Raw genomic sequence first — 25,046 nt, 5'->3', positions numbered from 1 at the left:
GGGGGGGGGGGGGGGGGGGGGGGGGGGGGGGGGGGGGGGGGGGGGGGGGGGGGGGGGGGGGGGGTCGGGGGCGTCGCGTAATCCGGCGCCGCCGGTGTCGTGGAGGTCGTAGTAGAGGATCTCGCGGCCGTCCGCGAGCTTGGCTGCGGTCTTCCTCACCGGGCTCACGGGTTTCTTTCTCCCCACCCCGCCCCTTCCCGTAACTGGGGGCAAGCCCCCAGACCCCCCGTATCGCGCTGAACGCGCTCGTCCTCAAACGCCGGACGGGCTGAATTTTGTGGAGCCGCCCGGCGGTTGAGGAACGGGGTCCGGGGCGAAGCCCCGTGCTACGGAGCCGCAGGGCCCCTCTGCGGGGGCAGCGGGCCCGGACCGGCGGCCGCCCGGTCCAGAAGACCCGTGCGCGCCGCCAGGGCCGCCGCCTCCAGGCGCGAACCCACCCCCAGCTTCATCAGCACCCGCTGCACGTGCGTCCGGGCCGTGCTCGGCGCTATGCCCATGCCTGCCGCGATCAGCCGGGTGTCCTCGCCCTCCGCGACCCTGACGAGGACCTCCACCTCCCGCGGCGTGAGGAGCTGCAGGAGCCGCGCGCCCTCGTCGTCCGGCTGGGCGGCGGGGTTGAGGAGCTCCGTGAACGCCCCTTGCAGGAGCTGGGGATCGACCGCGGCCTCGCCCGCCCTCGCCTTCATCATGGCGCGCTCCACGCCTTCGATCCGCTCGTTGTGCCGCACGTAGCCCGATGCGCCGGCGGCGAAGGCCGCGGCGATGCCGAGCGGGCTCGGCACGGGGCCGAGCACCACGACGGCCACCTGGGGCCGGTCGCGCTTGATGCGGACGATCGGATCGAAGACACCCGGCTCGGCCGGGGTGGCGGTGCCCAGCAGGCACACTTCGGGAGCGCGGCTCACCACCAGGTCGGCGGCGCCCGCGCTCGGCGCGGCCGCGGCCAGGACCCGGTGCCCGCGCAGCTTCAGGGCCGAGGCGAGCGCCTCGGCCAGCAGTCGGTGATCATCGACCACCATGAGCCGCACGCCCATGCGCTTGCCCCCTGTCGCCCCGCGTACGTCTCTACGTCTCCTTGTCGACCCCTCGACCCCGGAAGCTACACGCTTGTTCGACGTTGCGCGCCCCTTACCGGTGAGAAGTCCCCCGGAATGCCGAAATCCCTGCCAATCGCGTGTACTTCGAGACTGAAACGGATCGTTCAGGCACGGCAGCGCGACGGGCAGGGATACGACGACAATTGTGCTTGATCACGGCGCCAAGCGGTCGGAAACCGCTGTCACGGCGGCGCCGTGATCATGTGGTGTCAACGGAGGCGTCAGCTTCGCGCGTCAGCTCTCACCGAAGATCAGCATGGTGTACTGCTTGCCGAGACCGGCCGTGGTGCGGTGCGCGTAGTTCGTACCGAGGAAGAGCCGGCCCTGGGCCCACAGACCCTGCTGGAAGTCGGGCGAGAGCTCCCGCTCCGGCCGGGACGTCTCGTCGGCGTTCTTCAGCAGCACCTCGCCCTTGTACGTCTTGGGGTCGATGCGCATGACCTTGCCGCCCGCGTTGTACGTCGGGATCTGGTACGCGATCGGGTAGCCGTCCTGGTCGATGCCGAGCGGCACCAGGCTGGAGCCGGGCGTGCCGTCCGTCTTGCCCTTGGTCTGGCCGTTGGACAGGTCGAAGGCGACGATCTCGTTGACGCGGCCGGCCTGGTTCGGGTCGCCCGAGGCGTGGTCCTCGGTCGGCATGTAGAGCGTGTCCTTCGTGACGACCATCTTGGTGCAGCCCTCGACCTCGGTCGCCGGGCAGCGCGGCTCGTACTTGCCGTTGTCCGTGGAGATCTTGCTGCGGAGCTTGCCCTCCTTGGCGCTGTCGTCGATCACGAAGAAGTCGGACGCGCCGTTGCCCTTGTTGCCACCGGCGTTGACGCCGACGACGAGCGGGTCGGTGGAGGCGATGTGCGGCCAGGTCAGGCCGGGCGGCATCTGGTACGAGGACTTCACCGCACCGGACTTGGGGTCGAGCGTCTCGATCTTGACGATGCCGCGCTCGATGTCACCGCAGCGGCGCACGGCGACGAGCTTCTCGCCGCCGCCGTAGCCGGCGTCGCGGCAGTCGTCGCCGTCGGCCTTGGGCTTCCACAGCTCCTTGCCCTCCGCCAGCGACCAGGCGGCTCCGCCGCTGATGCCGCCCGCGGCGACCGTGCCGCCGCCGATGGTGACCTCGGAGAAGCTCACGTCGCGGTCACCGGACTTGACGGAGTTCTGCCAGAGCTTGGCGCCCTTGTTGACGTCGAAGGCGATGACCTGGGTGCAGGGGCCGCCGTACTTCTTCTCCGCGCTGGGCTTGCCGTCGCTGACCAGGACGACGGCCTTGCCGTCGCTGGTGGCCTTCGGGCTGGCCCAGCACACGGCGCCGTCGAGCGGGAGCTCCCACTTCTTGCCGCCTGACAGGCCATAACCGACGATCTTGTAGATGTCGGCCTTGGCCACCGCCTGGTCGGTGGCCCACATGCCCTTCATGTTGACGAGGTCGTCGACCTTCTCCTGCTCGACGTTGAAGAGCAGCTTGCCGGCGCCGGTCTTCGGCTTCTCGCCACCGCCGCCCTTGCCGCCCTTGTTGCCGGTGCCGCCGGTCTGGCCGTTGCTGGCGACGTCGGGCTTGTCCTCTTCACCGCTGCCGCTGGTGGCGAACCAGATGCCACCGCCCGCGAGGACGAGGACCGCGGCCACGGCGCCGGCGATGATCGCCATGCGCTTCTTCTTGGCGGCGTCACCGCCGTTGCCACTGTTGCCACCGGGCGCGCCGGGGTACTGGCCGGGCGCGCCGTACGGGCCGGGCTGCTGCTGCGGGTACGCGCCGTACTGCGGGTAGCCCTGCGCGGGCTGGCCGGCGGGCGGCTGGCCCGGGCCGGGGTAGCCGTAGCCGCCCGGGGGCGGGCCCTGCGGGGCGCCCGGCGGGGGCGGCGGCGTCTGCGGAGCCCCGGCGGGCGGTGCGGGCGGTGTCTGCGGGTAGCCGTAGCCGGGCGGCTGCGGGGCTGCCTGCGGCGGCTGCGGCGGGGACTGGGGCGCGGGCGTGGGCTGCTGCGGCGGATAGCCGTACGAGGGGCTGGGTGCCCCGAAGCCCTGCGGCGGCTGGTTGGGCGGCTGGGGCGGGGGCGGTGTTGACATCAGCTTTCCTCGTTGCGGCGGGGCTGGCGGATGTTCTTTTTATCACCCGGTACTGACGGGACACGGCTCGATACCGGGCCGTGACAAGACTGTTGCCGGTGCCGCACAACCTTTCACCTGCGAGGCAGGTGAAAGGTGGCCACGCCACCCTTCGAACCGCCGCGACGGCGCGCGGCCACAACGGCGGTACCCGGCGGTGCCGGTCCGGCCTCAACTCGTACGGCACCGCCGAAAACCGGCATCGTGGCTGATCGCCGTTGCGGCGGGAACTTCTTGCCTGACGGCAAGGGGCCGACCGAGGCGGCCCCGCACCACAACGGTGCGGGGCGACCCGCCGGCCGCGGCAAGCGCTACGCGTCCTCCGCCAGTTCGAGCCAGCGCAGCTCCAGCTCTTCGCGTTCGCCCGCCAGCTCCCGCAGTTCCGCGTCCAGCTTGGCGACCGCCTCGAAGTCGGTGGCCTGTTCGGCGATGCGCGCGTGCAGCTTCGCCTCCTGCTCGCTGATGCGGTCCAGGCGGCGCTCGATCTTCTGCAGTTCCTTCTTCGCGGCGCGCGCGTCCCCGGCCGACTTCTGCTTCACGGCGCTCGCCGCGGCCGCGGCCGGAGCGACGGCGGGCACGGCAGCCTCGATGACGCGCTGCCGCCGCTCCAGGTACTCGTCCAGGCCGCGCGGCAGCATCCGCAGCGCCTGGTCCCCGAGGAGCGCGAAGACGCGGTCGGTGGTGCGTTCCACGAAGTACCGGTCGTGGCTGATGACGACCATCGAGCCCGGCCAGCCGTCGAGGAGGTCCTCCAGCTGGGTCAGCGTCTCGATGTCCAGGTCGTTGGTGGGCTCGTCGAGGAACAGGACGTTGGGCTCGTCCATCAGCAGGCGCAGGATCTGCAGGCGCCGGCGCTCACCGCCGGAGAGGTCGCCGACCGGCGTCCACTGCTTCTCCTTCGTGAAGCCGAACTTCTCGCACAGCTGTCCCGCCGTCATCTCCCGGCCCTTGCCGAGGTCGACGCGGTCGCGCACCTGCTGGACGGCCTCCAGGACCCGCTTCGCCGGGTCGAGTTCCGCCACCTCCTGGGAGAGGTACGCGAGCTTGACGGTCTTGCCGACCGCGACCTTGCCCGCGGCCGGCTGCTTCTCGCCCTCGCTGCCCGCGGCCTCCGCCAGGGCCCGCAGCAGCGAGGTCTTGCCCGCGCCGTTGACGCCGACGAGGCCGATCCGGTCGCCCGGGCCCAGCTGCCAGGTCAGGTGCTTGATGAGGACCTTCGGGCCCGCCTGGATCGTCACGTTCTCCAGGTCGAAGACCGTCCTGCCCAGCCGCGAGCTCGCGAACTTCATCAGCTCGGCGCTGTCCCGCGGCGGCGGCACGTCCGCGATCAGCTCGTTGGCGGCCTCGATGCGGAAGCGCGGCTTGCTCGTGCGGGCCGGGGCGCCGCGGCGCAGCCAGGCGAGCTCCTTGCGCATCAGGTTCTGCCGCTTGGCCTCCTCCGTCGCGGCGATGCGCTCGCGCTCGGCACGGGCGAAGACGTAGTCGCTGTAGCCGCCCTCGTACTCGTGGACGACGCCGCGCTGCACGTCCCACATGCGCGTGCAGACCTGGTCCAGGAACCAGCGGTCGTGCGTGACGCACACCAGCGCCGAGCGGCGCCCCCGCAGGTGGCCGGCGAGCCAGGAGATGCCCTCGACGTCGAGGTGGTTGGTGGGCTCGTCCAGGACGATCATGTCCTGGTCGGCGATCAGCAGCTTCGCGAGCGCGATGCGGCGGCGCTCGCCACCCGACAGCGGGCCGATGACCGTGTCCAGGCCGTCGGCGAAGCCCGGCAGGTCCAGCCCGCCGAAGAGGCCCGTGAGCACGTCGCGGATCTTCGCGCTGCCCGCCCACTCGTGATCGGCGAGGTCGCCGATGACCTCGTGCCGGATCGTGGCGGCCGGGTCCAGCGAGTCGTGCTGCGTGAGGACGCCCAGGCGCAGGCCGCCGGCGTGCGTGACGCGGCCCTTGTCGGCCTCCTCCAGCTTGGCGAGGATCCGGATCAGGGTGGTCTTGCCGTCACCGTTGCGGCCGACCACACCGATCCGGTCGCCCTCGTTCACGCCGAGGGAGATGCCGTCGAGCAGTGCACGGGTGCCGTACACCTTGTCGACGGCTTCCAGATTGACGAGGTTGGCTGCCATGCCGCTCCTTGTGTGGGGTTCCTGGCTTCCAGGATCCCATGCCGGGAAACGTCGCCCGGAGGTCAGGCCCGGGCCGCCTCCACGGGCCGGGACCGCAGCGCCCACCAGGTGGGAACGAGCGTCGCGGCCAGCGTCAGGACGAGCCCTCCGCCGATCACCGTCAGGGCGATCCCGGGCGGCCCGGAGATCGCCCCCGCCCCGCCCAGCGCGTACCCGAAGGGCACGAGCGTGCTCGCCGCGGCCACCCCGCCGAGCAGCAGGCCGGTCACGGCCACCAGGGCGCCCTCCACCGTCATCATCCGCAGCACCTGCCCCCGCGTGGCCCCCGTGAGCCGCTGCAGCGCGAACTCCTTGCGGCGGTTCCCCACGGAGACGGCCGTCGTATTGACGACCGACAGGGCCGTGTACGCCACGAGCATCGCGATGATCAGGTAGTTCACGGATGCCTGCGTGCGGCTGCTCTCCGCCTGCGCGGCCGTCACCGCGTCCCGCCCGGCCACCTTCAGCCCCGGGTGCTGCGCGGCGAGCGCACCGAGGTCGGCCATCAGCCGGCCGCGGTCCCCGGCCGCCGCCCGTACGAGGAGCTGCGCCGGGAGCCCGGCCGTCGTGTGCGGCGCCAGCAGCTCCGCGCTCGTCAGCGCCGTGTCGAACCTGTCGCGCCCCTTGAACAGCGCCACGATCCGTACGTCCGCCCGTGCCCCGTCCCCCAGGCGCAGGGTGATCGTGTCCCCCACGGTGCGGTGCATGCGGTGCGCCACGGTCTCCGGCAGGGCGACCGCGTTGCCGCGCAGGCCGTCCAGGCTGCCCGCGCTCGCCGTGACGGCGAGGATCCGTCCGACGCCCTCCGCGCTCACGCCCTGCAGCGGCAGGCCCTTCTTGTTCTCGTCACCGTCGTGCGGCTTCTCTGTGTGCGCCTTGCTGGTCACGTACGCGCCGGCCCCCGCGACGCTCGGCAGCGCCCGTACGCGGGACAGCAGCGCCGGGTCCACCCCGCCCGCGGCGGAGGTCAGGACGGCATCGGCCCGCAGGTTGTCCGCGAAGGCCTTGTCCGCCACGGCGGCCGTGGTCGTCTGCAGGTACAGGTTCCCGGTGGCGATGGCGCTGGCCAGCATGACCGGCGTCGCGATCGCCGCCACCTTCGCCGTACGGGCGCGGCAGTTGAGCACGGCGAGACGGCCGGCGGGCCCGGTCAGGGCTCGCACGGGCCAGTGCAGGAGGAGAGTGACGAGTTTGGTGAACCACGGGCCGAGGAGGGCGAGCGCGATGGCACAGCACATGACCGTCGGCCCCGCCGTGCTGGCCGCCACCGGCCCGCGCAGGACCAGCACCGTGACGAGCGCCAGCGCGACCGTCCCGGCCAGGAACAGCAGCCCCGCGACGATGCGCACCGGATGCAGGCCCGGCTTCTGCACGGCCGCCTCCCCCAGTGCCTCCACGGGCTTCGCCCGCACGGCCCGCATGCTGCCGAGCAGTCCGCCGCCCACGGCGGTCAGCAGCAGCGCCCCGTACGCGGGCATCGCCGGGATCCAGCCCTGCCGGAACCGGACCGTCTCCGCCACCATGCCGCTGTCCACCAGGGCGTCGAAGAGCCACCGCCCCACGACGGGCCCTGCGGGCCAGGCCGCGGCGCCGGCGAGAGCCATCACCATGAGGGTCTCGCCCAGCAGCATCCGGCGGAGCTGGCCCGTGCTCGTACCGATGGCACGCAGCAGCGCCAGCTCACGGCTGCGCTGCGACGCGGCGAGGGCCACGGTCCCGGCGACCACGAAGGCCGCAACGAGGATCACGAGCCCGCCCACGACGCCCGACAGCGCGATCAGGTCCTCGCCGCCCTGCAGCACCTCGGGGTGCTCCACGGCGCCCCGGTCGTCACCGGAGAGGAGAGTGACGGGGTTACCGGCGAGGGCCTCGCCCATGCCCTTGCGGACGGCATCGAGCTGCGCGCCGGGGGCGAGAGTGACGGCGATGTCCGCAACGGTCTCCGGCCGCCCGGAGAGGCGAGCCGCCTCGGCCGTGGAGAAGAAGAGGGTGGCCTGCGGGACGGCTGCGCGGGCGCGGGCGATGCCGCTGACGGTGTACGTGGCGGCGCTGCCGTGCGCGGCGATACGGATACGGTCGCCGGTCGTGGCGCCTGCGCGGCGGGCGGTCGCCGCGTCGAGGACGACGTCGTTGCGCGTGACCGGTTCGCTGCCCGCGGTCAGTCCGTACGGGGTGAGGGCGGCGGATTCCCAGCCATGGGCTTGGGCCTTGACCTCGGCGTCGCCGAGCACAGCGGCGTCGAACGTCCGCTCACCGGTCGCGGACCGGACGCCGGGCACGGCGCGCGCCTTGTCGACAAGAGCGGCCGGCAGCGGGACCCGTTCCGGGAGAGCCGTCTTCTTCTTGTGCTTCTTGCCGGTCGCGACCTCGTGCGTGCGGTCGCCCGTGATGAGCAGGTCCGCGCCCACGAGGCGCTCCGGAGGCGCGACATTACGGATGCCGGTCTCCATCAGGCCCCCGCAGGCCATGACGAGGGTGGCGCCGATCAGCAACGCGAGGAAGGTGGCGGTGAAACCGCCGATTCTGTAGCGCAGCGACCGCGCTGCGAGCTTGCCCATCACGGGGTTCAACGCTAGGGACGCGGAGCGGCGCGCCCCATGGGATCAGCGGGTGGATAAGGAGTGGGGGTAGCCCTACCCCCACAGCCGGTGAACGGGGGAACTAAAGCCACTGCCGGCCAGAGCCCTGATGGGGCATCTGCGCAGGAGTCGGCGGCGGAAGCTTCTGCAGCTTCGACTTCACCGTCATGTTCCAGATCAGCGTGAAGGGGGTGAAGAGGACCAGGGACATCGGGCTCCACCAGCCCTGCATCAGCGTCTTGCTCGTCATGTCACGCTCGATCGCGAGGCCGCAGTTCCGGCAGAACGGCCCCTTCTGGTGCATGAAGCTCATGTAGATGAGCAGGCCCTGGTGTCGCCGGATCGTCGCCTCGACGGCCGGGAACCCGCCGCACACGCGGCACGTGGGCCCCGTGGGCATCGGGCCGGGCGCGGGCGCGTGTCCCTGCGCGGGATAGCCGTACGGGTTCTGGCCCTGGTACGGGTTCTGCTGCTGATAGGGCGGCGGAGTCGCCACGGTGAAACCCCCGATTCGGGCGCCCCTTCGGGGCGCGGAATCGCAGAGCCTAACCGACAGTGATCGTCGCCCCGGGCACCGGCCCCGCCGCCACCCGGACCGCCCGGCACGTACCGGACGACCGCAGCGCCTCCGCGACCTTCTCGGCCTCCGCCTCGTCGCTCACGAGGAACGCCGTCGTCGGGCCGGAGCCCGAGACCATCGCGGCAAGCGCGCCCGCCTCCGTACCCGCGTCCAGCGTCGCGCGCAGCGACGGCCGCAGCGAAACCGCCGCCTCCTGCAGGTCGTTGCTCACCGCACCCGCCAGCGCCACCGGGTCACCCGCCCGCAGGGCGTCCATGAGGGCAGGCGACGGGTCCGGCTCCGGCACGAACGAGTCGGCCCGCAGACGGTCGCACTCCCCGTACACCGCCGGCGTCGACAGCCCCCCGTCCGCAACCGCGAACACCCACCAGAAGCTCCCGCCCGTCTCGACCGGCGTCAGGAGCTCGCCCCTCCCCCGCCCCAGCGCCGTGCCGCCCACCAGGCTGAACGGCACGTCACTGCCGAGCTCGGCGCAGATCTCCAGCAGGTCCTCGCGCGAGGCCTGCGTGCCCCACAGCGCGTCGCACGCAAGCAGCGCGCCCGCACCGTCCGCGCTGCCGCCGGCCATGCCACCCGCGACGGGGATGTCCTTCTCGATGTGGATGTGGACGTTCGCCTCGCGCCCGTGCCGCGCGGCCAGCGCCAGCGCCGCCCGGGCCGCCAGGTTGGAGGGGTCCAGCGGAACCTTGTCCGCGTCCGGCCCCGAGCACGTCACCCGCAGCTCGTCCGCCGGCGCCACCGTGACCACGTCGTACAGGCCGACCGCCAGGAAGACGTTGGCGAGGTCGTGGAAACCGTCCGGGCGGAGCGGGCCCACCGCGAGCTGGACGTTGACCTTGGCGGGTACGCGAACGGTCACGGACACGGAGCGGGCTCCTCGGGTCGTACGGGACAGAGTCACGCACGATCGTACGGGGGATGCGGGTGTCCGCCGGAAGACGGCAGGAGGTGACGGGGGCGCAGGGGTGGGGGCCCGGGGCGCTGACGTGTATGTGCGGGCCCGTCGCGGGTGCCCGTGACGGGCCCGGGGTACCGGCCCGTGAATATACGGCCCCGGACCCCCGCCCCGGAGCCCCCGGCGCCGGACCCCCGTACGCCTCAGCCCTGCTTGTTCTCCGCGATCGCCGCGAACTCGTACACCGTCAGCGCCTCGCCCCGTGCCTGCGGCGAGATTCCGGCGGCGACCAGCGCGGCCTCGGCCGCGGCGGCCGAGCCGGCCCAGCCGGCCAGCGCCGCCCGCAGCGTCTTCCGCCGCTGTGCGAACGCGGCGTCCACGACCGCGAAGACCTCGGCCTTCGTCGCCGTCGTCTCGATCGGCTTGTCGCGCCGCACCAGCGACACGAGACCCGAGTCGACGTTCGGCGCCGGCCAGAACACGTTCCGCCCGATCGCGCCGGCCCGCTTGACCTCGGCGTACCAGTTGGCCTTCACGGACGGGACGCCGTAGACCTTGTTGCCGGGGCGGGCGGCGAGCCGGTCCGCGACCTCGGCCTGGACCATCACCAGCGTGCGCTCGATGCTCGGGAAGCGGTCGAGCATGTGCAGCAGCACCGGCACGGCGACGTTGTAGGGAAGGTTGGCGACGAGAGCCGTAGGGGCAGGCCCGGGCAGCTCCTGCACGTGCATGGCGTCGCTGTGGACGAGCGAGAAGCGCTCCGCCCGCTCCGGCATGCGCGCGGCGATGGTCGACGGCAGGGCCGCCGCCAGCACGTCGTCGATCTCGACGGCGACGACCCGGTCGGCCGCCTCCAGCAGGGCGAGGGTCAGGGACCCCAGACCGGGGCCGACCTCGACGACGGTGTCGTCGGGCCGGACCTCGGCGGTGCGGACGATGCGCCGGACCGTGTTGGCGTCGATCACGAAGTTCTGGCCGCGCTGCTTGGTGGGGCGCACCCCGAGGGCTGCGGCCAGCTCGCGGATGTCGGCAGGGCCGAGCAGGGCGCCGGACTCGTCTGTACTGGGGCTGGAGCTCACCCGTGAAGTTTACGGCCGCACACGGGCCACGGGCTCGCCCCCCGGCTGACGTACAGCTTCTTGGCCCGCAGGGTCTGCTCGGCGGCGGGCGCGTCCTGGGGGCGCCCGGTGCCGCCGAGGGAGTGCCAGGTGTGCGTGTCGAACTGGTAGAGGCCCCCGTAGGTGCCGGAGGGGTCGACGGCGTCGGGCCGGCCGCCGGCCTCGCACTGGGCGAGCCCTTCCCAGTTCAGGCCGTCCGAGGTCTGCACCGCGACGGGCCGGGCCTTGGTGCCGACCCTGACGATCTGGGTGCGGGGCTGCCGGACGGTCTCGGAGGCGATGCGCTTGGGCTTCTGCTTGACGCCGTTGACGGTGCGCAGGGCGTACGTGATGCGTTCCACGCCCTTCTCGCCACGCTGGGAGACGACCTCGGTGCCCTTGAAGAGGCCGGGGTCGTCGTGGCGCTCGGTGGTGAAGTCGATGGGCTCCTCGCGGACCTCCTCGCTGCCGGTGATCCGCATGACGGAGATCGTCTGGCCTTCGCGGGGGAAGCTGTCGGGGCTGACGGAGGTGGTGTCCTCGCCGTGGAGGGTGATGCCGGCCTGCTCGATGGCCTCGTGGACGGTGGCGGCGTTGGTGCGGATGGTGCGCTCGCGGCCGTCGGCCATGAAGGTGACGGTGCGCTCCGTGCGGACGTGGAGGTCCAGGCCCTCGCGGCGGATGGGGGCGGACCGGTCCGTCGACAGGTAGGCCCCTTCGGCGCGGACGCCGAGCTGGCGCAGGGCGCCGTCGACGGTGCGGGCGGTGGTCCACATGCGCTGGTGTTCGCCGTCGAGGGTGAGGGTGACGGGGCGGCCGTAGCGGACGGTGATCTCGTCGCCGCGGGCGAGGTCGTGGCCGGGGCCGGGGAAGACTGCGTCGTGCTCGCCCAGGGTCATGCCCTGGTCGGCGAGGAGCTCGTCGACGTCGTCGGCGAAGGTGTGGAGCTCGCGCGAGGTGCCGTCGATGTTGAGGTGGACGGTCTTGTCGTCCGCGACGAAGGCGGAGGTGCCGCCGGCCAGGAAGGCGACGACGAGGGCCTGCGGGAGCAGTCTGCGCAGGGCGTCGGGGCGCTCGCCGGGGCGCTTGCGGCCGCGACCGCCGGAGCGTCGGGGGGCGGCGGGATCCGCCGCGTCCGCGCCGGGGCCCGCGTCCGGCGCAGGATCCGCCTCGGCCCCGTCGTACGCCTCCCTGCCGGGACCGCCGAGGCCGCCGGGACCGACGGGATCGGCGGGCTGCCGCGGCAGGTGCGGCGCCTCGTAGGGACGCTCGTGACCGGTGCCGGCCGCCCCCTCGCGGGGCTCGGGCAGGAAGGGGTCGTACGAGCCGGGGGTACCGGCACCACCGGACGTACCGCCGGCAGGCACCGGCACCTGGACGGGTTCGTATATCGGGTAGGGCCCGACGGGGGCCACGTAGGCGGCGTACAGGTCGTAGCGGCCGTCGTGCGGATCGTACGGGTCGTACGGCGCATACGGACCGTAGGGGTCATACGGGTCGTACGGCGGTGCTTCCGCCGCACCGCTGCGTGCGGCGCGGGGGCTGCCCTGTGCATGAGTCACGTGACGCTCCCCTGGGTCGGGCTTCGGCCCGGGACTGTAGCGGAGGGAGCATCACTCTCCAAAGTCGGATCATCACACGGTGTCGCGACGGGAGGGGGCGTGGAGTGACCGTCAGTAGCCGAATGCCCGCGCGGTATTCGCCGCTACGGCTGTGGCCAGCGCGTCCTCGCCGATCTCCTTGAAGCCCGCCATGGCGCGCAACGTGACCGGAATGAGGTACGGGGCGTTGGGCCGTCCGCGATAGGGGGCGGGGGTCAGGAAGGGCGCGTCGGTCTCGACGAGGACGAGGTCGAGCGGGGCCACGGCGAGGGCGTCGCGGAGGGGCTGGGCGTTCTTGAAGGTGACGTTGCCGGCGAACGACATGTAGTAGCCGTTGTCGGCGCAGATCTTCGCCATGTCGGCGTCGCCGGAGTAGCAGTGGAAGACGACGGCGTCGGGCGCGCCCTCCTCGTCCAGGACGCGCAGGACGTCGGCGTGGGCGTCGCGGTCGTGGATGACCAGGGCCTTGCCGTGGCGCTTGGCGATGTCGATGTGGCGGCGGAAGGAGTACTCCTGGGCGCGGATGCCCTCCGGGCCGGTTCGGAAGTAGTCCAGGCCCGTCTCCCCCACCCCTCGGACGTGGGGCAATGCCGCGAGGGCATCGATTTCGGCGAGGGCGTCCTCGAGAGCGGCGTCGCCACCGGCGGGACGGGAATCCAGGCGGCTCTGCCGCTGGGGGGATCGGGGGGCTTGCCCCCCGGAAGAATCCTTCACCCCATGCACGATCCGGGGTGCCTCATTCGGGTGCAGGGCCACGGTGGCCCACACGTTCTCCCAGGCGGCAGCCGTCTCCGCGGCCCAGCGGGAGCCGGCCACGTCGCAGCCCACCTGGACGACGGTGGTCACGCCGACGGACGCGGCCTTGGCGAGGGCGTCGGCAACTGCGTCGTTGCGGTCACCACTGTTGGGGGCACCTCCCAGCGGTGGCTGGGGGAGCATGTCCAAGTGCGTGTGCGAATCGGCGACCGGCACGTTGAGCGGGACCGGGAGCGGCGGAGGGGCGTCCTTGTCGTTCTTGCCACTGCCGGCCCTGCCACTGCTGTTCGATGCTGTCGACGCCATGCGAGCGATTCTAGGCAGCGCCCGCGACCGTCAGCGGTGGTGCTCCCGGTAGGCCCGGACCGGGTGGAGGAGGTCCGAGAGGTGCCAGTGGTGTTCCCGTCCGGGCTCACCGGGCTGCTCGGAGCCCTCGGGGTGCTCGGTGCGGGGGAGCCGTTCCCGGTGCCACGGTTCGGGGCCGCCCGCGTGGAGCGGGCCCGCGGGGGCCTGCTGCGTGGCCGGAACCTCGTGCGCGGGCCGGTGCAGGACGTCCGCGATCAGGGAGACGCGGCCTGAGCGCATGATGCGTACGACGTGCTCGCCGCAGTTCACGCAGGTGGGGCGGGTCAGCGGGGACGGCACGCGCACGCCGTCCGCGTAGTAGATGACGAAGGGCCGGCCCTCGGCGTCCGTGTGGTGCTCGATCTCGTACGACTGCTCCCAGCCGTGGCCGCACCGCATGCAGGCGAAGGAGTACGACTCGTGCGCCGTCTCGGTCTCCAGCACGGTGGGGGGTGCGGTGGCCGCTATCGAGTGGACACCGTTGGAGGTTCCTGCGATCTCGCTCATGGCAGCTCCTCTTGTCCTGAGGACAAGTCTCTCCGGGACCGGACGTCCCACATCAAGGGAACGCCCTTCCCGGCGAAGACGCAGCAGCCTATCCGCCGAATTGGGACAAACTTGGCGTCGCACTGCCCAAAGTGCCAGGCTGCCAGGGCCAAGCTTTGCTTTTCAGATTATCCCTTTACCTTGCGATGGGGCCTGTTATGGCGCATTTTTTGCCGCCACGACCGCATCGAAGACCTCGCGCTTGGGTAGGCCTGCTTCCGCAGCCACGGCCGCGATGGCCTCCTTACGGCGCTCGCCCGCCTCCTCGCGCGCCCGCACACGGCGCACGAGCTCCTCGGCGGTCAGGTCCTGCGGGCCGGGCTCGGGGGCGCCCTCCACGACGATGGTGATCTCGCCGCGCACGCCCTCGGCCGCCCAGGCGGCCAGGTCCTTCAGCGGGCCGCGCTTGACCTCCTCGTAGGTCTTCGTCAGCTCGCGGCAGACCGCGGCGCGGCGGTCCGGGCCGAAGGCCTCGGCCATGGCCGCGAGGGTGTCGTCCAGGCGGTGCGGGGCCTCGAAGTAGACGAGCGTGCGGCGCTCGGCGGCGACCTCGCGGAGCCGGCCCAGGCGCTCGCCCGCCTTGCGGGGCAGGAAGCCCTCGAAGCAGAAGCGGTCGACGGGGAGGCCCGAGACGGCCAGGGCGGTGAGCACGGCGGACGGCCCGGGCACGGCGGTGACCTTGATGTCCCGCTCCACGGCGGCGGCGACGAGGCGGTAGCCCGGGTCGGAGACGGACGGCATGCCGGCGTCGGTGACGAGCAGGACGCGGGCGCCGCCCGCCAGCGCCTCCACCAGCTCGGGCGTCCGGGCGGACTCGTTGCCCTCGAAGTAGGAGACGACCCGGCCGGTCGTGTGCACCCCCAGCGCCTGCGTCAGCCTGCGCAGCCGGCGGGTGTCCTCGGCGGCGATCACCTCGGCGGCGGCGAGCTCGGCGGCGAGCCGCGGGGGTGCGTCGGCGACGTCGCCGATGGGGGTACCTGCGAGTACGAGCGTTCCAGTCACGCCTCCCATCCTCGCAGGCCCTCGGTTCCACGGGCCTGCGGCCGCGGGACGCGGTCCCGGGAACATGCCCGCACGTGATCCGCCGTCCGCCAGGGTCGTTCCCTACGATGGCGCGGTGACCAGTGACACCGCGACCCACGCCCCGCAGGGCCAGACGGCAGATGAGCGACCGCCACCGTGGCAGCTCAGACTCCGCCGGTTCGGCTACGCGGCCCGGCCGCAGCCGGATGTGCGGGCGCGGCTCGTACCGCCCTTTCCCGAGCCGGGGACGCGGGTGTGGTCGACGCTCGGCCTGCGCCCGGACGCCGCGCAGCGGCTGGCGCGCTGGTCGGGATGGACCGGCCCGCTGCTGGTCACCCTGTTCGCCGGCCTGATCCGGTTCTGGCACCTGGGCAGCCCCAAGGCCGTGATATTCGACGAGACGTACTACGCCAAGGACGCGTGGGCGCTGTGGAAGTACGGCTACGAGGCGAAGTGGCCGGACGACATCAACGACAAGGTCATCGCGGGCTGGACGGACGTCCCGGACGCGCCGGGCTACGTGGTGCACCCGCCGATGGGCAAGTGGGTCATCGGCCTCGGCGAGTGGCTCTTCGGGCTGAACCCGGTCGGCTGGCGCTTCATGGTGGCGGTGCTGGGCACGCTGTCCGTGCTGATGCTGTGCCGCATCGGGCGGCGCCTCTTCCGCTCCACGTTCCTCGGCTGCCTGGCCGGCGCCCTGATGGCCGTGGACGGCCTGCACTTCGTGATGAGCCGCACCTCGCTGCTCGACTCGGTGCTCATGTTCTTCGTGCTGGCCGCGTTCGGCTGCGTGCTGGTGGACCGGGACAGGTCGCGGGCCCGGATGGCCGCGGCGCTGCCGGTCGGCGAGGACGGCGTGCCGCGCCCGGACGACGCGGTCGGTGACGGCCTGCGCCTCGGCCTGCGCCCGTGGCGCATCGCGGCGGGCGTGTTCCTGGGCCTGGCGTGCGCCACGAAGTGGAACGGCGCGGTGTACCTGGCCGCGTTCGGCCTGCTGATCGTCCTGTGGGACGTGGGCGCGCGGCGGGCGGCGGGGGCCCGCCGCCCCTTCCTCTCGGCGCTGCGGCGCGACGTGCCGTGGGCGTTCCTGTCGACGGTGCCGGTGGCGATCGGCGTCTACATGGCGTCGTGGACGGGCTGGTTCGTCAACAGCGGCACGTACAGCGAGAAGGACGGCTGGCAGCACAGCGGCTACTACCGGCACTGGGCCGAGAACGACGGCGGCCACAGCGCGGACGGCTTCCTCGCCGGGGTCCTCAACCCCCTGCGCAGCCTGTGGGAGTACGAGCAGGAGGTGTGGAAGTTCAACACCACGCTCACCTCGCCGCACACGTACCAGTCCAACCCGTGGAGCTGGCTGGTCCAGGCCCGCCCGGTCTCGTACTTCTACGAGTCGCCGAAGCCGGGCGAGGACGGCTGCCCGGCGGACGCGGCCGACAAGTGCGCGCGCGAGGTGCTCGCCCTGGGCACCCCGCTGCTGTGGTGGGCGGCGTGCTTCGCGGTGCTGTACCTGCTCTACCGGTGGGCGCTGCGGCGCGACTGGCGGGCGGGCGCGGTGCTGTGCGGGGTCGCGGCCGGGTACCTGCCCTGGTTCCTGTGGCAGGAGCGCACGATCTTCGTCTTCTACGCGGTGGTGTTCCTGCCGTTCCTGTGCCTGGCGCTGGCCATGATGATCGGCGCGCTCCTGGGGCCGCCGGGGTCCTCGGAGCGGCGGCGGGTGGCGGGCGCGGTCGGTGCGGGCACGCTGGTGCTGCTGATCGCGTGGAACTTCATCTACTTCTGGCCGATCTACACCGGGAACGCGATCCCGATAGAGGCGTGGCGGAACCGCATGTGGTTCGACTCCTGGATCTGAGCTGAGGGGCTGGTTCCGGCCATTTCGCCCCCTCTCGCCCCACCCTTCCCGTACAGTGCCAACGCAGAGGTTTAATCGGATGATTAAACGGGCCGAGGCCCGGGCCGGGGGGCCCGGCGGCCCGGGGGGCTCGGAGGGGGCTGACACATGCACAAGGGTGCGAAGATCGCCATCGGAGTCGTGACCGCGGCCGTGGTGGGAGCGGCCGGCATGGGCGCGTACAACCTCGTGGACGCCGTGGCGGGTGACGGCTCGACCGGTGCGCACGGGGAACCCGCACCGCTGAGAACCGGGCCGCCGACGGCGGACGAGATCCGGCGGACGGCGCGCGACTTCCTCGCCGCCTGGGAGTCCGGCGACACCGACAAGGCCGCCCGCCTCACCGACAACACGGCCGCGGCGACCACCGCGCTCACCGGCTACCGCGAGACCGTCCACGTGGAGAAGGTGGCCCTGAAGCCGGGCACGCCGCAGGGCGCCAAGGTGCCGTTCTCCGTGCGCGCCGAGATCTCCCACGGCAAGCAGCGCTCGACCTGGACGTACGACTCCTCGCTCGAAGTCGTGCGCGGCAGGAGCACCGGGCAGGCGCTCGTCGACTGGCAGCCCTCGGTCGTGCACCCCGGGCTCGCGCGCAACGAGACCCTGCGGACCGACGCGGGCGCGGCCCCGCAGGTCGACGCCCTCGACCGCAACGGCACGAAGCTGGACGCCAAGGACTACCCCTCGCTCGCGTCCGTCCTGCCGCAGCTGCGCAAGCGGTTCGGGGAGGAGGCGGGCGGCGAGCCGGGCCTGGAGGTGCAGGCCGTGCCGGAGGGCGGGACGGAGGCCGCGGCCCTGTCGGGGATCGCCCCCAGGACGCTGCACGTCGTCTCGCGGGGCAAGCCCGCCACGCTCAGGACGACGCTCGACGCCGGTGCGCAGCGGGCGGCCGAGTCCGCCGTCGGGCGGCACGCCGATGCGTCCGTCGTCGCCGTGAAGGCCAGTACGGGCGAGATCCTGGCCGTCGCCAACTCCAGGAAGACCGAGTTCAACACCGCGCTGATGGGCCAGACCGCGCCCGGCTCCACGATGAAGATCATCACGTCGGCGATGCTGCTCGAACAGGGCAAGGCCGCGCCCGGAAAGCCGCTGCCCTGCCCGAAGTACGCCACCTACGGGATGCGCTTCCACAACGTGGAGGAGAGCGAGAACCCCGGCGCCACCTTCGCGCAGGACTTCGCGGCCTCCTGCAACACCGCCTTCATCTCGCTCGCGGGCGAGGTCGGCGACGGGGCGCTGGCGGCGGAGGCGCGGGACGTCTTCGGGCTCGGGCTGGAGTGGAAGACGGGCCTCGCCACGTTCGACGGCAGCGTGCCGGCGGAGTCCGGGGCGGGCAAGGCCGCGGCGATGATCGGGCAGGGCAAGGTGCAGATGTCCGCGCTGAACGTGGCCTCCATGGCCGCCACGGTGCGCGCCGGCTCCTTCCACCAGCCCTACATCGTCGACCCGTCCCTCGACGACCGGCAGCTCGCCCGCGCGCCGCGCGCCCTGCCCGGCCCGGTCGCGGAGCAGCTGCGCTCGATGATGCGGCTGACGGCGACGTCGGGCACGGCCGCCCGGGCCATGTCCGGGCTCGGCGGCGACATCGGCGCGAAGACGGGCTCGGCGGAGGTCGACGGCCAGGCCAAGCCGAACGGCTGGTTCAGCGCGTACCGCGGCGACGTGGCCGCGGCGGCGTACGTCCAGCAGGGCGGGCACGGCGGCGACTCGGCGGGCCCGGTGGTGGCGGCGGTCCTGCGGGCGTCGTAGCGCGGCGGCCCCCTGCGGGGGCCTTCGTGCCGGGCCGCTTCCTTCCGCTTCCTTCCGCCGCGACGGCGCCCGGCCGATGATTGCGTGACCGGGGGTGCCCTGCCGGGCCGGGGCACGGAACGGCACCGCCGGAATCCACCACGGTGGCTGATCACCGTCGCGGCGGAGGTGATTCCCGCGCCCGGCGCGCGAGGTGCCGGCCGGCGGGCTCTTCGTGCGGGGTACTCAGGTGCGATCTGAGTACCCCGGCGGTGGTGCCGTGGCCCGGCCGCGCCCGATGGTGGCCGTATGGGACAGAAGATCAGTGTGCGAGAGCTCGCCGCGGCCACGCCCGGGGCGCGCGACCGCGTCATCGACCTGTTGCGCGTGGCCTCCCTCGGGACCGTCGTGCTCGGGCACTGGCTCATGGCCGCCGTGACCGTGGACGACGAAGGCCGCGCCGCCGTCGGCAACCTGCTCGCGGTCGAGCCGGAGCTGCAACTGCTCACCTGGGTCCTGCAGATCATGCCGGTGTTCTTCTTCGTCGGCGGCTTCTCCCACGCGCTCTCCTACCGTTCCCTCACGCGCCGCGTAGGCGGGCCCGCCTACGCGCTCTTCCTCCGCGCCCGCCTGCAGCGCCTCCTGCGTCCCACGATGCTCTTCGTCGCCGTGTGGGGCGCCGGGGCGCTCGCCCTCCAGCTGAGCGGGCACGGCGGCGCCCTCGCGGACGTCGCCGCGCGCCTCGTCGCCCAGCCCCTGTGGTTCATCGGCATCTACCTCGCCATGGTGGCCTGCACGCCGCCCCTCCTCCGCCTCCACGAGCGGTACGGCTGGGCCGCCTTCGCCGCCCTGGTCGCCGCGGCCGCGGCGGTGGACGTGCTGCGGTTCGCGGCCGGCGTCCCGTACGTGGAGTTCCTCAACTTCGGCTTCGTCTGGCTGGCCGTCCACCAGCTCGGCTTCCTGCGCGCCGACGGGCGCCTGCGCCTCAGCGCGCCGTGGGCGCTCGCCGCGGCCGGTCTCGCGGGGGCGGTCGCCCTCGTGGCGCTCGGCCCGTACCCGCTGTCCATGGTGGGCATGCCCGGCGAGAGGATCAGCAACATGGCGCCGCCCACCGCCGCCCTGCTCTGCCACGGCATGTGGCTGATCGGCGCGGTCGAGCTGCTGCGCGGCCCGACGACGCGGCTCGTGGCCCGGCCCCGCGTCTGGCGCACCGTCATCGCCGCCAACGGCGTGGCGATGACGGCGTTCCTGTGGCACCTCACGGCGATGCTCGGGGTCTACGGGGCGATGCTGGCCCTGCACGTGCCCCTGCCGGAACCGGCGGGCGCGGCCTGGTGGCTGCAGGTGCCGCTCCGCCTCGCGGCCGCCGCGGCGCTCACGGCGCTCCTGGTCGCGGTCTTCCGCAAGGCCGAGCAGCCGGCGGCTCCGGCGGCCCCTGCCGCATCGGTTGCCGCATCGGTTGCCGCCCCCGCCGCCCGCCGCGGCACCGGGCCGGCCGCCGCCCTCGGGGTCACGCTCACCCTCTTCGGCGTGCTCGGGCTGTCCATGGTGGGCTTCGGCGGGCTGCTGGACGGGCGCTCCGCCGTCCTCGTCGCCGTACGCGTCACCGCGCCCGTCACCGTCGTCATGTGCGCCGCCGGCTGGCTGCTCGTCGAGCGGGCGGGAAGGAGCACGGCCGCGAAGGCGGCGTGAGGCACGCAACATCGCGTGCGCCCCGCACGCAGCGCTAGCGTCGGGGGACATGACCCCTTTGGTCGCCGCGGCCGTCCTCATAGCCGCCGTCACCCACGCCAGTTGGAACGCCATCGCGCACGGCATCAAGGACCAGCTCCTCGCCTTCACCCTCGTCGGGGGCGGCGGGGCGGTGTGCGGGCTGGCGATGGCGGGCTTCGTACCGCTGCCGGACGGGGCGGCCTGGCCGTACCTGCTGGCGTCCGCCGTCCTGCACGTCGTCTACCAGATGCTGCTCATGCGGTCCTTCACGCTCGGCGACTTCGGGCAGATGTACCCGATCGCCCGCGGCACCGCCCCGCTCGCCGTGACCGTCCTGGCCGCCGCCTTCGCCGGGGAGACGCCCGGCGGCTGGCAGGCGGCGGGCGTGGCCGTCGCCTCGGCCGGACTGGTCGGGCTCGCGGTGTGGGGCATCCGGGGCTCCGGGGCCCGGCCGCAGTGGGCGGCGATCGTGGCCGCCGGGGCGACGGGGCTGGCCATCGCCGCGTACACGGTCGTCGACGGCCTGGGCGTCCGCGCCTCGGGCACGCCACTGGGCTACATCGCGTGGCTGATGATCCTGGAGGGGGCGCCCATCCCGCTGTACGCCATGGCGGCGCGGCGGGGCTCGTTCGTGGCGGAGGTCAGGCCGTTCGCGGTGCGCGGGCTGCTGGGCGGGGCGCTGTCGGTGGCCGCGTACGGGCTGGTGCTGTGGGCGCAGACGCGCGCCGACCTCGCGCCCATCTCGGCGCTGCGCGAATCGTCGATCCTGGTGGGGGCGGCGATCGGGGCGCTGTTCTTCAAGGAGCGGTTCGGGGCGCCGCGGATCGCCGCGGCGGGGCTGATGGTGGCGGGGATCGGGATGATGCTGCACGCGGGTTGACACGGTCCGCGAGGACACGGCTCGCGGGGTGACACGGCCCGTGGCGGGCTCTCGGCGCGCTCATTCCCCTCTGAACGCTTGCTGCAGGCCGATGTTGCCGATGAGGATGCCGCCGTCCACGGGGAGGGTGACGCCCGTGATCCACGCGGCGTCGCGCGAGGCGAGGAAGGCGACCGCGGCGGCGATGTCCTCCGGCTCGCCGACCCGCCCCAGCGGATACTGGCCCGCCGCGCGCTCCAGGGCGCCGCTGCGGTGGTCCCAGGCGTGGGTGCGGACCGTGCCGGGGGCGACCAGGTTCACGCGCACGCCGCGGGCCGCGCACTGGCCGGCCAGGGTCCGGGTCAGGCCCGCCAGGCCGGCCTTGGCGGCGCTGTAGGCGAAATCGCCGTAGTCCTGCTCGCCGTTGACGGAGCCGATGCTGACGACCGCGCCGCGGCCGTCCCGGGCGGCGGCCAGGTGCGGCATGGCCGCCCGTACGCAACGGAACGCTCCGGTCAGGGTGATGTCCAGGTCCCGGGACCAGGCGTCGTCGGTGACGTCCTCCACGAGCGGGGGGCCGGGGTGGAACGAGTACGCGTTGTTGACCAGGACGTCCAGGCCGCCGAACCGCTCCACGGCGTACGCCACCGCCGCCTCGACGGCTGCCCGTTCGCCCACGTCGCAGGCCAGCGCCTCGGCGGCGAGGCCGTCCGCGCGGATGCGGGCGGCGGAACGGGCGGCGCGCTCGCCGTCGAGATCCGTGACCAGGACGCGCGCGCCCTCGGCGGCGAGGCGGTGCGCGGTGGCGGCGCCGATGCCGCGGCCCGCGCCGGTGACGAGGGCGGCGTAACCGCCGAAGCGTTGCGGAGGCTCCACGGGCTGCATGGGTGGATACCGTAGGCACCCACCGCCCGCAGGAAAAGAGGACCGGCCGCCGTGGCCCGTGCCCGGCGCGAGGGGAATCGGGGCTCGCCCGCCCCGATCCGCCGCAGCGACGGCCCGCGCACGTGACCCGGCGGTGCCCAGCCGACCGCAGGTCACCCGGCACCGCCGGACTGCGCCGCCCCGGCTGATCACCGTCGCGGCGAAAGAAGGGTGCCGGGCCCGGCACCGCGGCCCCCGGGGCGTCAGGAAGCGAGCGACTTCGCGAGTGCTCGTACGAGGGCCTGGGCCCGGGGGTCCGCCGTGATGTTCTTCTGCATGCCGTTGGTGACGTAGCCGAAGGACACTGCCGATTCCGGATCCGCGAACGCCAGTGAGCCCCCGCGGCCCGGGTGGCCGAAGGAGCCGGGGGCCAGGAGGGGCGAGGACGGGCCGTGGAGCATGTAGCCCAGGCCGAAGCGGGTGTTCACGACCAGGACCCGGTCCGGACCGGCCGACTCCTCCGTGCGGGCCAGCGTCAGCGTCGCCGGGGCGAACAGGCGCCGCACGCCGTCCACGTCCCCGATCAGGGACGCGTAGAAGCGGGCGAGCGCGTCCGCCGTCGCGATGCCCGCAGAGGCGGGCAGTTCGGCGGCGCGGTACGCCGGGTCGTTCTCGTCCGCAGCCGGGGATATCGCCGCGAAGGCGCGCCGCGTCAGGGACTCCGGGTCGCGGTAGGCGTCCGTGACGGACTGCTTCGGGCGCACCCGCAGGCCGGCCGACGACGGGGCCGCCGGCGCCTCGATGTCCGCGATGCGCCCGACCCGGCCCGCCCGCTGCTCGGACTCCGGCAGGCCCAGCCACAGGTCCAGACCCAGCGGCCCGGCCACCTCCTGGGCGATCCAGCGGCCTATCGAGCGCCCGGTGATGCGCTCGACCAGCTCGCCGAGCAGCCAGCTGTACGTCTGCGCGTGGTAGCCGTGCTCCGTGCCGGGCTCCCACGCCGGGGCCTGGGCGGCCAGCGCCGCGGGGCCGCTGACGCCGTCGACGGCCTGCGCCGGGGTGAGGGGCACGTCGAGCGCGGGCAGGCCGGCGCGGTGCGACAGCAGGTGCCGGACGAGGACCCGCTCCTTGCCGGCCGCCTTGAACTCGGGCCAGTACGTGCCGACGGGCGCGTCCAGGTCCACCTGCCCGCGCTGGTGCAGGAGCAGCAGGACCGCCGCGGCCACGCCCTTCGTGGCGGAGCGGACGATCTGCGCGGTGCCGCGCCGCCACGGCTCCTCGCCGCCGTCGGCGTCCCGGGCGCCGCCCCACAGGTCGACGACCTTGCGCCCGTCGCGGTAGACGGCGACGGCCGCACCCCGCTCGCCGCGCCGGGCGAAGTTCTCCGCGAAGGCGTCCCGGACCGGTTCGAAACCGTCCGCCACCGTGCCCTGGACGTCCACCACTGTTGCCTGCTCCTGTGCCGATTGCCGCAAATTCCTCCACCATGGTGCAACGCGTACGTCAATGCGCGTAGACCGGGGTGGGAGGGACCCGGCCGGACCGGTCACCTTCCGGCGGTGCCGCGGGCGCCCGCCTCCGGCCGTACCGGCCCCGCCGGCCGTGCCGTTCGCGGGTCGAAGCCGAACGGCAGCTCCAGGCGGTGCGCGCGCATGAGGTCCTCGTCACACAGCAGGTCGCGGGTCGGGCCGTCCGCCGCGATGACGCCCTCGCTGAGGACGACGGACCGCTCGCACAGCTCCAGGGCGTACGGGAGGTCGTGCGTGACCATCAGCACCGTCACGTCGAGGGAGCGCAGGACGTCCGCGAGCTCGCGGCGCGAGGCCGGGTCGAGGTTGGACGAGGGCTCGTCCAGGACGAGGATCTCGGGCTCCATCGCCAGGACGGTCGCCACGGCCACGCGCCGCCGCTGGCCGAAGGACAGGTGGTGCGGCGGGCGGTCCGCGAAGCCGGCCATGCCGACGCGCGCCAGGGCCTTCTCCACGCACGCCGCCAGCTCGGCGCCCCGCAGGCCGGCCGCCGCCGGGCCGAAGGCGACGTCCTCGCGGACGGTCGGCATGAACAGCTGGTCGTCGGGGTCCTGGAAGACGATGCCGACACGGCGGCGGACCTCGGCGAGGTTCCGCTTCTCGACGGGCAGGCCGGCGACGCTGACGCGGCCGAGGCCCCCGCCGAGGATGCCGTTGAGGTGGAGGACGAGGGTGGTCTTGCCGGCGCCGTTCGGGCCGAGGAGCGCAACGCGCTCGCCTCGGGCGACCGCCAGGTCGACGCCGAAGAGGGCCTGGTGGCCGTCGGGGTAGGCGTAGGCCAGGCCGGACACTTCGAGGGACGGGACCGTGGTCATGGGGAGGTCCTTCTGGTTGCGGGGCGGGCGCCCGGGGCGGGGCGGGGTGCGGTGCGGGTGCGGAGCGGGTCAGCCGGCGGCGGTCCCGGGCAGGCCGCCCGTCACCGTCCACGCCGCCAGCGAGACCGCCAGCCCGGCCAGCGGGAGGGCCGCCGCGTACGCCCACTGCGTACGGGTCGCCGCGGCCTCGTCGGGCACCGGCATCGTCCCCGCGTACCCCCGGCTGACCATCGCCAGATGGACCCGCTCCCCGCGCTCGTAGGAGCGGATGAACAGCGCGCCCGCGGACCGGGCCAGGACGCCCCAGTGGCGCACGCCGCGCGCCGTGAAGCCGCGCGATTCGCGGGCGATGCGCATGCGGCGCATCTCGTCGGTGACCACGTCCCCGTAGCGGATCATGAAGGAGGCGATCTGGACGAGGAGCGGGGGCATGCGCAGGCGCTGCAGGCCCAGGAGGAGCGAGCGGAGCTCCGTCGTCGAGGCGAGCAGAACGGACGCGGCCACGCCGAGCGTGCCCTTGGCCAGGACGTTCCAGGCGCCCCACAGGCCGGGCTCGCTGAGCGACAGCCCGAGTACGTGCGTCCGCTCCCCCGGCACGACGAACGGCATCAGCAGCGCGAACGCCACGAACGGGATCTCGACCAGCAGGCGGCGCAGCAGGAAACCGGCCGGGATGCGGGCCGCCGCGGCCGCGGCAGCGACGAGCAGGGCGTAGAGACCGAAGGCCCACACGGCCTCGCGCGGGGTCGCCACGACCGTGAGGACGAACGCGAGAACGGCGGCGATCTTGCAGTGCGGGGGGAGGGCGTGGACGGGGGAATGCGCGTGCCGGTAGAGCTTGTGCGCGTGACCGGCGCCCATCG

At 73.5% G+C, this 25,046-nt stretch carries 19 protein-coding genes; 4 read left to right on the top strand and 15 right to left on the bottom strand.

Annotated elements, in window-relative coordinates; all coding sequences use genetic code 11:
• Positions 1–326 precede the first annotated feature (326 nt).
• The 11 genes from NQU55_RS25285 to rsmI all read right to left on the bottom strand — a co-directional run bounded on the left by NQU55_RS25285 (position 327) and on the right by rsmI (position 14,769).
• A complete protein-coding gene (locus NQU55_RS25285; RefSeq protein WP_168093825.1) occupies positions 327–1,034 on the bottom strand; it encodes a response regulator transcription factor in 708 nt (235 codons plus the stop codon).
• A gap of 297 nt (positions 1,035–1,331) precedes the next feature.
• Positions 1,332–3,158 (bottom strand): outer membrane protein assembly factor BamB family protein, encoded by a 1,827-nt coding sequence (locus NQU55_RS25280; protein ID WP_168093826.1) that lies wholly within the window; start codon positions 3,156–3,158, stop codon positions 1,332–1,334.
• 350 nt (positions 3,159–3,508) lie between these two features.
• Positions 3,509–5,320: an ABC-F family ATP-binding cassette domain-containing protein gene (locus NQU55_RS25275; RefSeq protein ID WP_168096395.1), complete on the bottom strand. Its 1,812-nt coding sequence runs from the start codon at positions 5,318–5,320 to the stop codon at positions 3,509–3,511.
• Between the two features lie 62 nt (positions 5,321–5,382).
• A complete protein-coding gene (locus tag NQU55_RS36590; RefSeq protein ID WP_284702611.1) occupies positions 5,383–7,917 on the bottom strand; it encodes an FtsX-like permease family protein in 2,535 nt (844 codons plus the stop codon).
• Between the two features lie 103 nt (positions 7,918–8,020).
• On the bottom strand, positions 8,021–8,434 hold the full coding sequence (locus NQU55_RS25260; protein ID WP_168093476.1) for a hypothetical protein: 414 nt from the start codon (positions 8,432–8,434) through the stop codon (positions 8,021–8,023).
• A gap of 49 nt (positions 8,435–8,483) precedes the next feature.
• Positions 8,484–9,383 carry a 4-(cytidine 5'-diphospho)-2-C-methyl-D-erythritol kinase gene (locus NQU55_RS25255; RefSeq protein ID WP_168093477.1) on the bottom strand — a complete coding sequence of 300 codons (900 nt, stop codon included), beginning with the start codon at positions 9,381–9,383 and terminating at the stop codon, positions 8,484–8,486.
• Positions 9,384–9,616: 233 nt separating this feature from the next.
• Entirely contained in the window at positions 9,617–10,492 is an 876-nt protein-coding gene (gene rsmA, locus NQU55_RS25250; RefSeq protein WP_168093478.1) for a 16S rRNA (adenine(1518)-N(6)/adenine(1519)-N(6))-dimethyltransferase RsmA, read from the bottom strand.
• The gene (locus NQU55_RS25245) at positions 10,489–12,072 is read right to left on the bottom strand and encodes a resuscitation-promoting factor (RefSeq protein WP_168093479.1); all 1,584 of its coding nucleotides are present in this window, start codon (positions 12,070–12,072) and stop codon (positions 10,489–10,491) included. Before NQU55_RS25245 ends, rsmA begins: the two co-directional genes overlap by 4 nt.
• A 111-nt stretch (positions 12,073–12,183) precedes the next feature.
• Positions 12,184–13,173 carry a TatD family hydrolase gene (locus NQU55_RS25240; protein WP_168093480.1) on the bottom strand — a complete coding sequence of 330 codons (990 nt, stop codon included), beginning with the start codon at positions 13,171–13,173 and terminating at the stop codon, positions 12,184–12,186.
• Between the two features lie 30 nt (positions 13,174–13,203).
• Positions 13,204–13,719 (bottom strand): hypothetical protein, encoded by a 516-nt coding sequence (locus NQU55_RS25235; RefSeq protein ID WP_168093481.1) that lies wholly within the window; start codon positions 13,717–13,719, stop codon positions 13,204–13,206.
• A 195-nt stretch (positions 13,720–13,914) separates the two neighbouring features.
• Complete coding sequence (gene rsmI / locus NQU55_RS25230) at positions 13,915–14,769, bottom strand: 16S rRNA (cytidine(1402)-2'-O)-methyltransferase (protein ID WP_168093482.1); 855 nt, start codon at positions 14,767–14,769, stop codon at positions 13,915–13,917.
• Between the two features lie 106 nt (positions 14,770–14,875).
• Between rsmI and NQU55_RS25225 the strand changes: the two genes are divergently transcribed.
• The 4 genes from NQU55_RS25225 (at position 14,876) to NQU55_RS25210 (ending at position 20,996) form a co-directional block, all read left to right on the top strand.
• Positions 14,876–16,636, top strand: a complete 1,761-nt coding sequence (locus NQU55_RS25225) for a dolichyl-phosphate-mannose--protein mannosyltransferase (RefSeq protein WP_256791183.1) — start codon at positions 14,876–14,878, stop codon at positions 16,634–16,636.
• 147 nt (positions 16,637–16,783) lie between these two features.
• The gene (locus NQU55_RS25220; protein WP_168093484.1) at positions 16,784–18,424 is read left to right on the top strand and encodes a penicillin-binding transpeptidase domain-containing protein; all 1,641 of its coding nucleotides are present in this window, start codon (positions 16,784–16,786) and stop codon (positions 18,422–18,424) included.
• Positions 18,425–18,712: 288 nt separating this feature from the next.
• Positions 18,713–20,095, top strand: coding sequence for an acyltransferase family protein (locus tag NQU55_RS25215; RefSeq protein ID WP_168093485.1), 1,383 nt, complete (start codon positions 18,713–18,715; stop codon positions 20,093–20,095).
• A 49-nt stretch (positions 20,096–20,144) separates the two neighbouring features.
• A complete protein-coding gene (locus NQU55_RS25210; RefSeq protein ID WP_168093486.1) occupies positions 20,145–20,996 on the top strand; it encodes an EamA family transporter in 852 nt (283 codons plus the stop codon).
• A gap of 60 nt (positions 20,997–21,056) precedes the next feature.
• Here the strand turns inward: NQU55_RS25210 and NQU55_RS25205 are convergent, their stop codons facing one another.
• The 4 genes from NQU55_RS25205 to cbiQ all read right to left on the bottom strand — a co-directional run bounded on the left by NQU55_RS25205 (position 21,057) and on the right by cbiQ (position 25,044).
• The gene (locus tag NQU55_RS25205; protein WP_168093487.1) at positions 21,057–21,860 is read right to left on the bottom strand and encodes an SDR family NAD(P)-dependent oxidoreductase; all 804 of its coding nucleotides are present in this window, start codon (positions 21,858–21,860) and stop codon (positions 21,057–21,059) included.
• A gap of 242 nt (positions 21,861–22,102) precedes the next feature.
• Entirely contained in the window at positions 22,103–23,284 is a 1,182-nt protein-coding gene (locus tag NQU55_RS25200) for a serine hydrolase domain-containing protein (protein ID WP_168096639.1), read from the bottom strand.
• A 101-nt stretch (positions 23,285–23,385) separates the two neighbouring features.
• Positions 23,386–24,183: an energy-coupling factor ABC transporter ATP-binding protein gene (locus NQU55_RS25195; protein ID WP_168096640.1), complete on the bottom strand. Its 798-nt coding sequence runs from the start codon at positions 24,181–24,183 to the stop codon at positions 23,386–23,388.
• 69 nt (positions 24,184–24,252) lie between these two features.
• On the bottom strand, positions 24,253–25,044 hold the full coding sequence (cbiQ, locus tag NQU55_RS25190; protein ID WP_256791181.1) for a cobalt ECF transporter T component CbiQ: 792 nt from the start codon (positions 25,042–25,044) through the stop codon (positions 24,253–24,255).
• Positions 25,045–25,046: the final 2 nt, after the last annotated feature.

It is taken from the genome of Streptomyces telluris, assembly GCF_024519335.1.
Taxonomy (GTDB): Bacteria; Actinomycetota; Actinomycetes; order Streptomycetales; family Streptomycetaceae; genus Streptomyces; species Streptomyces telluris.
The sequence above is the reverse complement of the archived record's forward strand: the minus strand, read 5'-3'. Positions and strand labels throughout refer to the sequence as shown.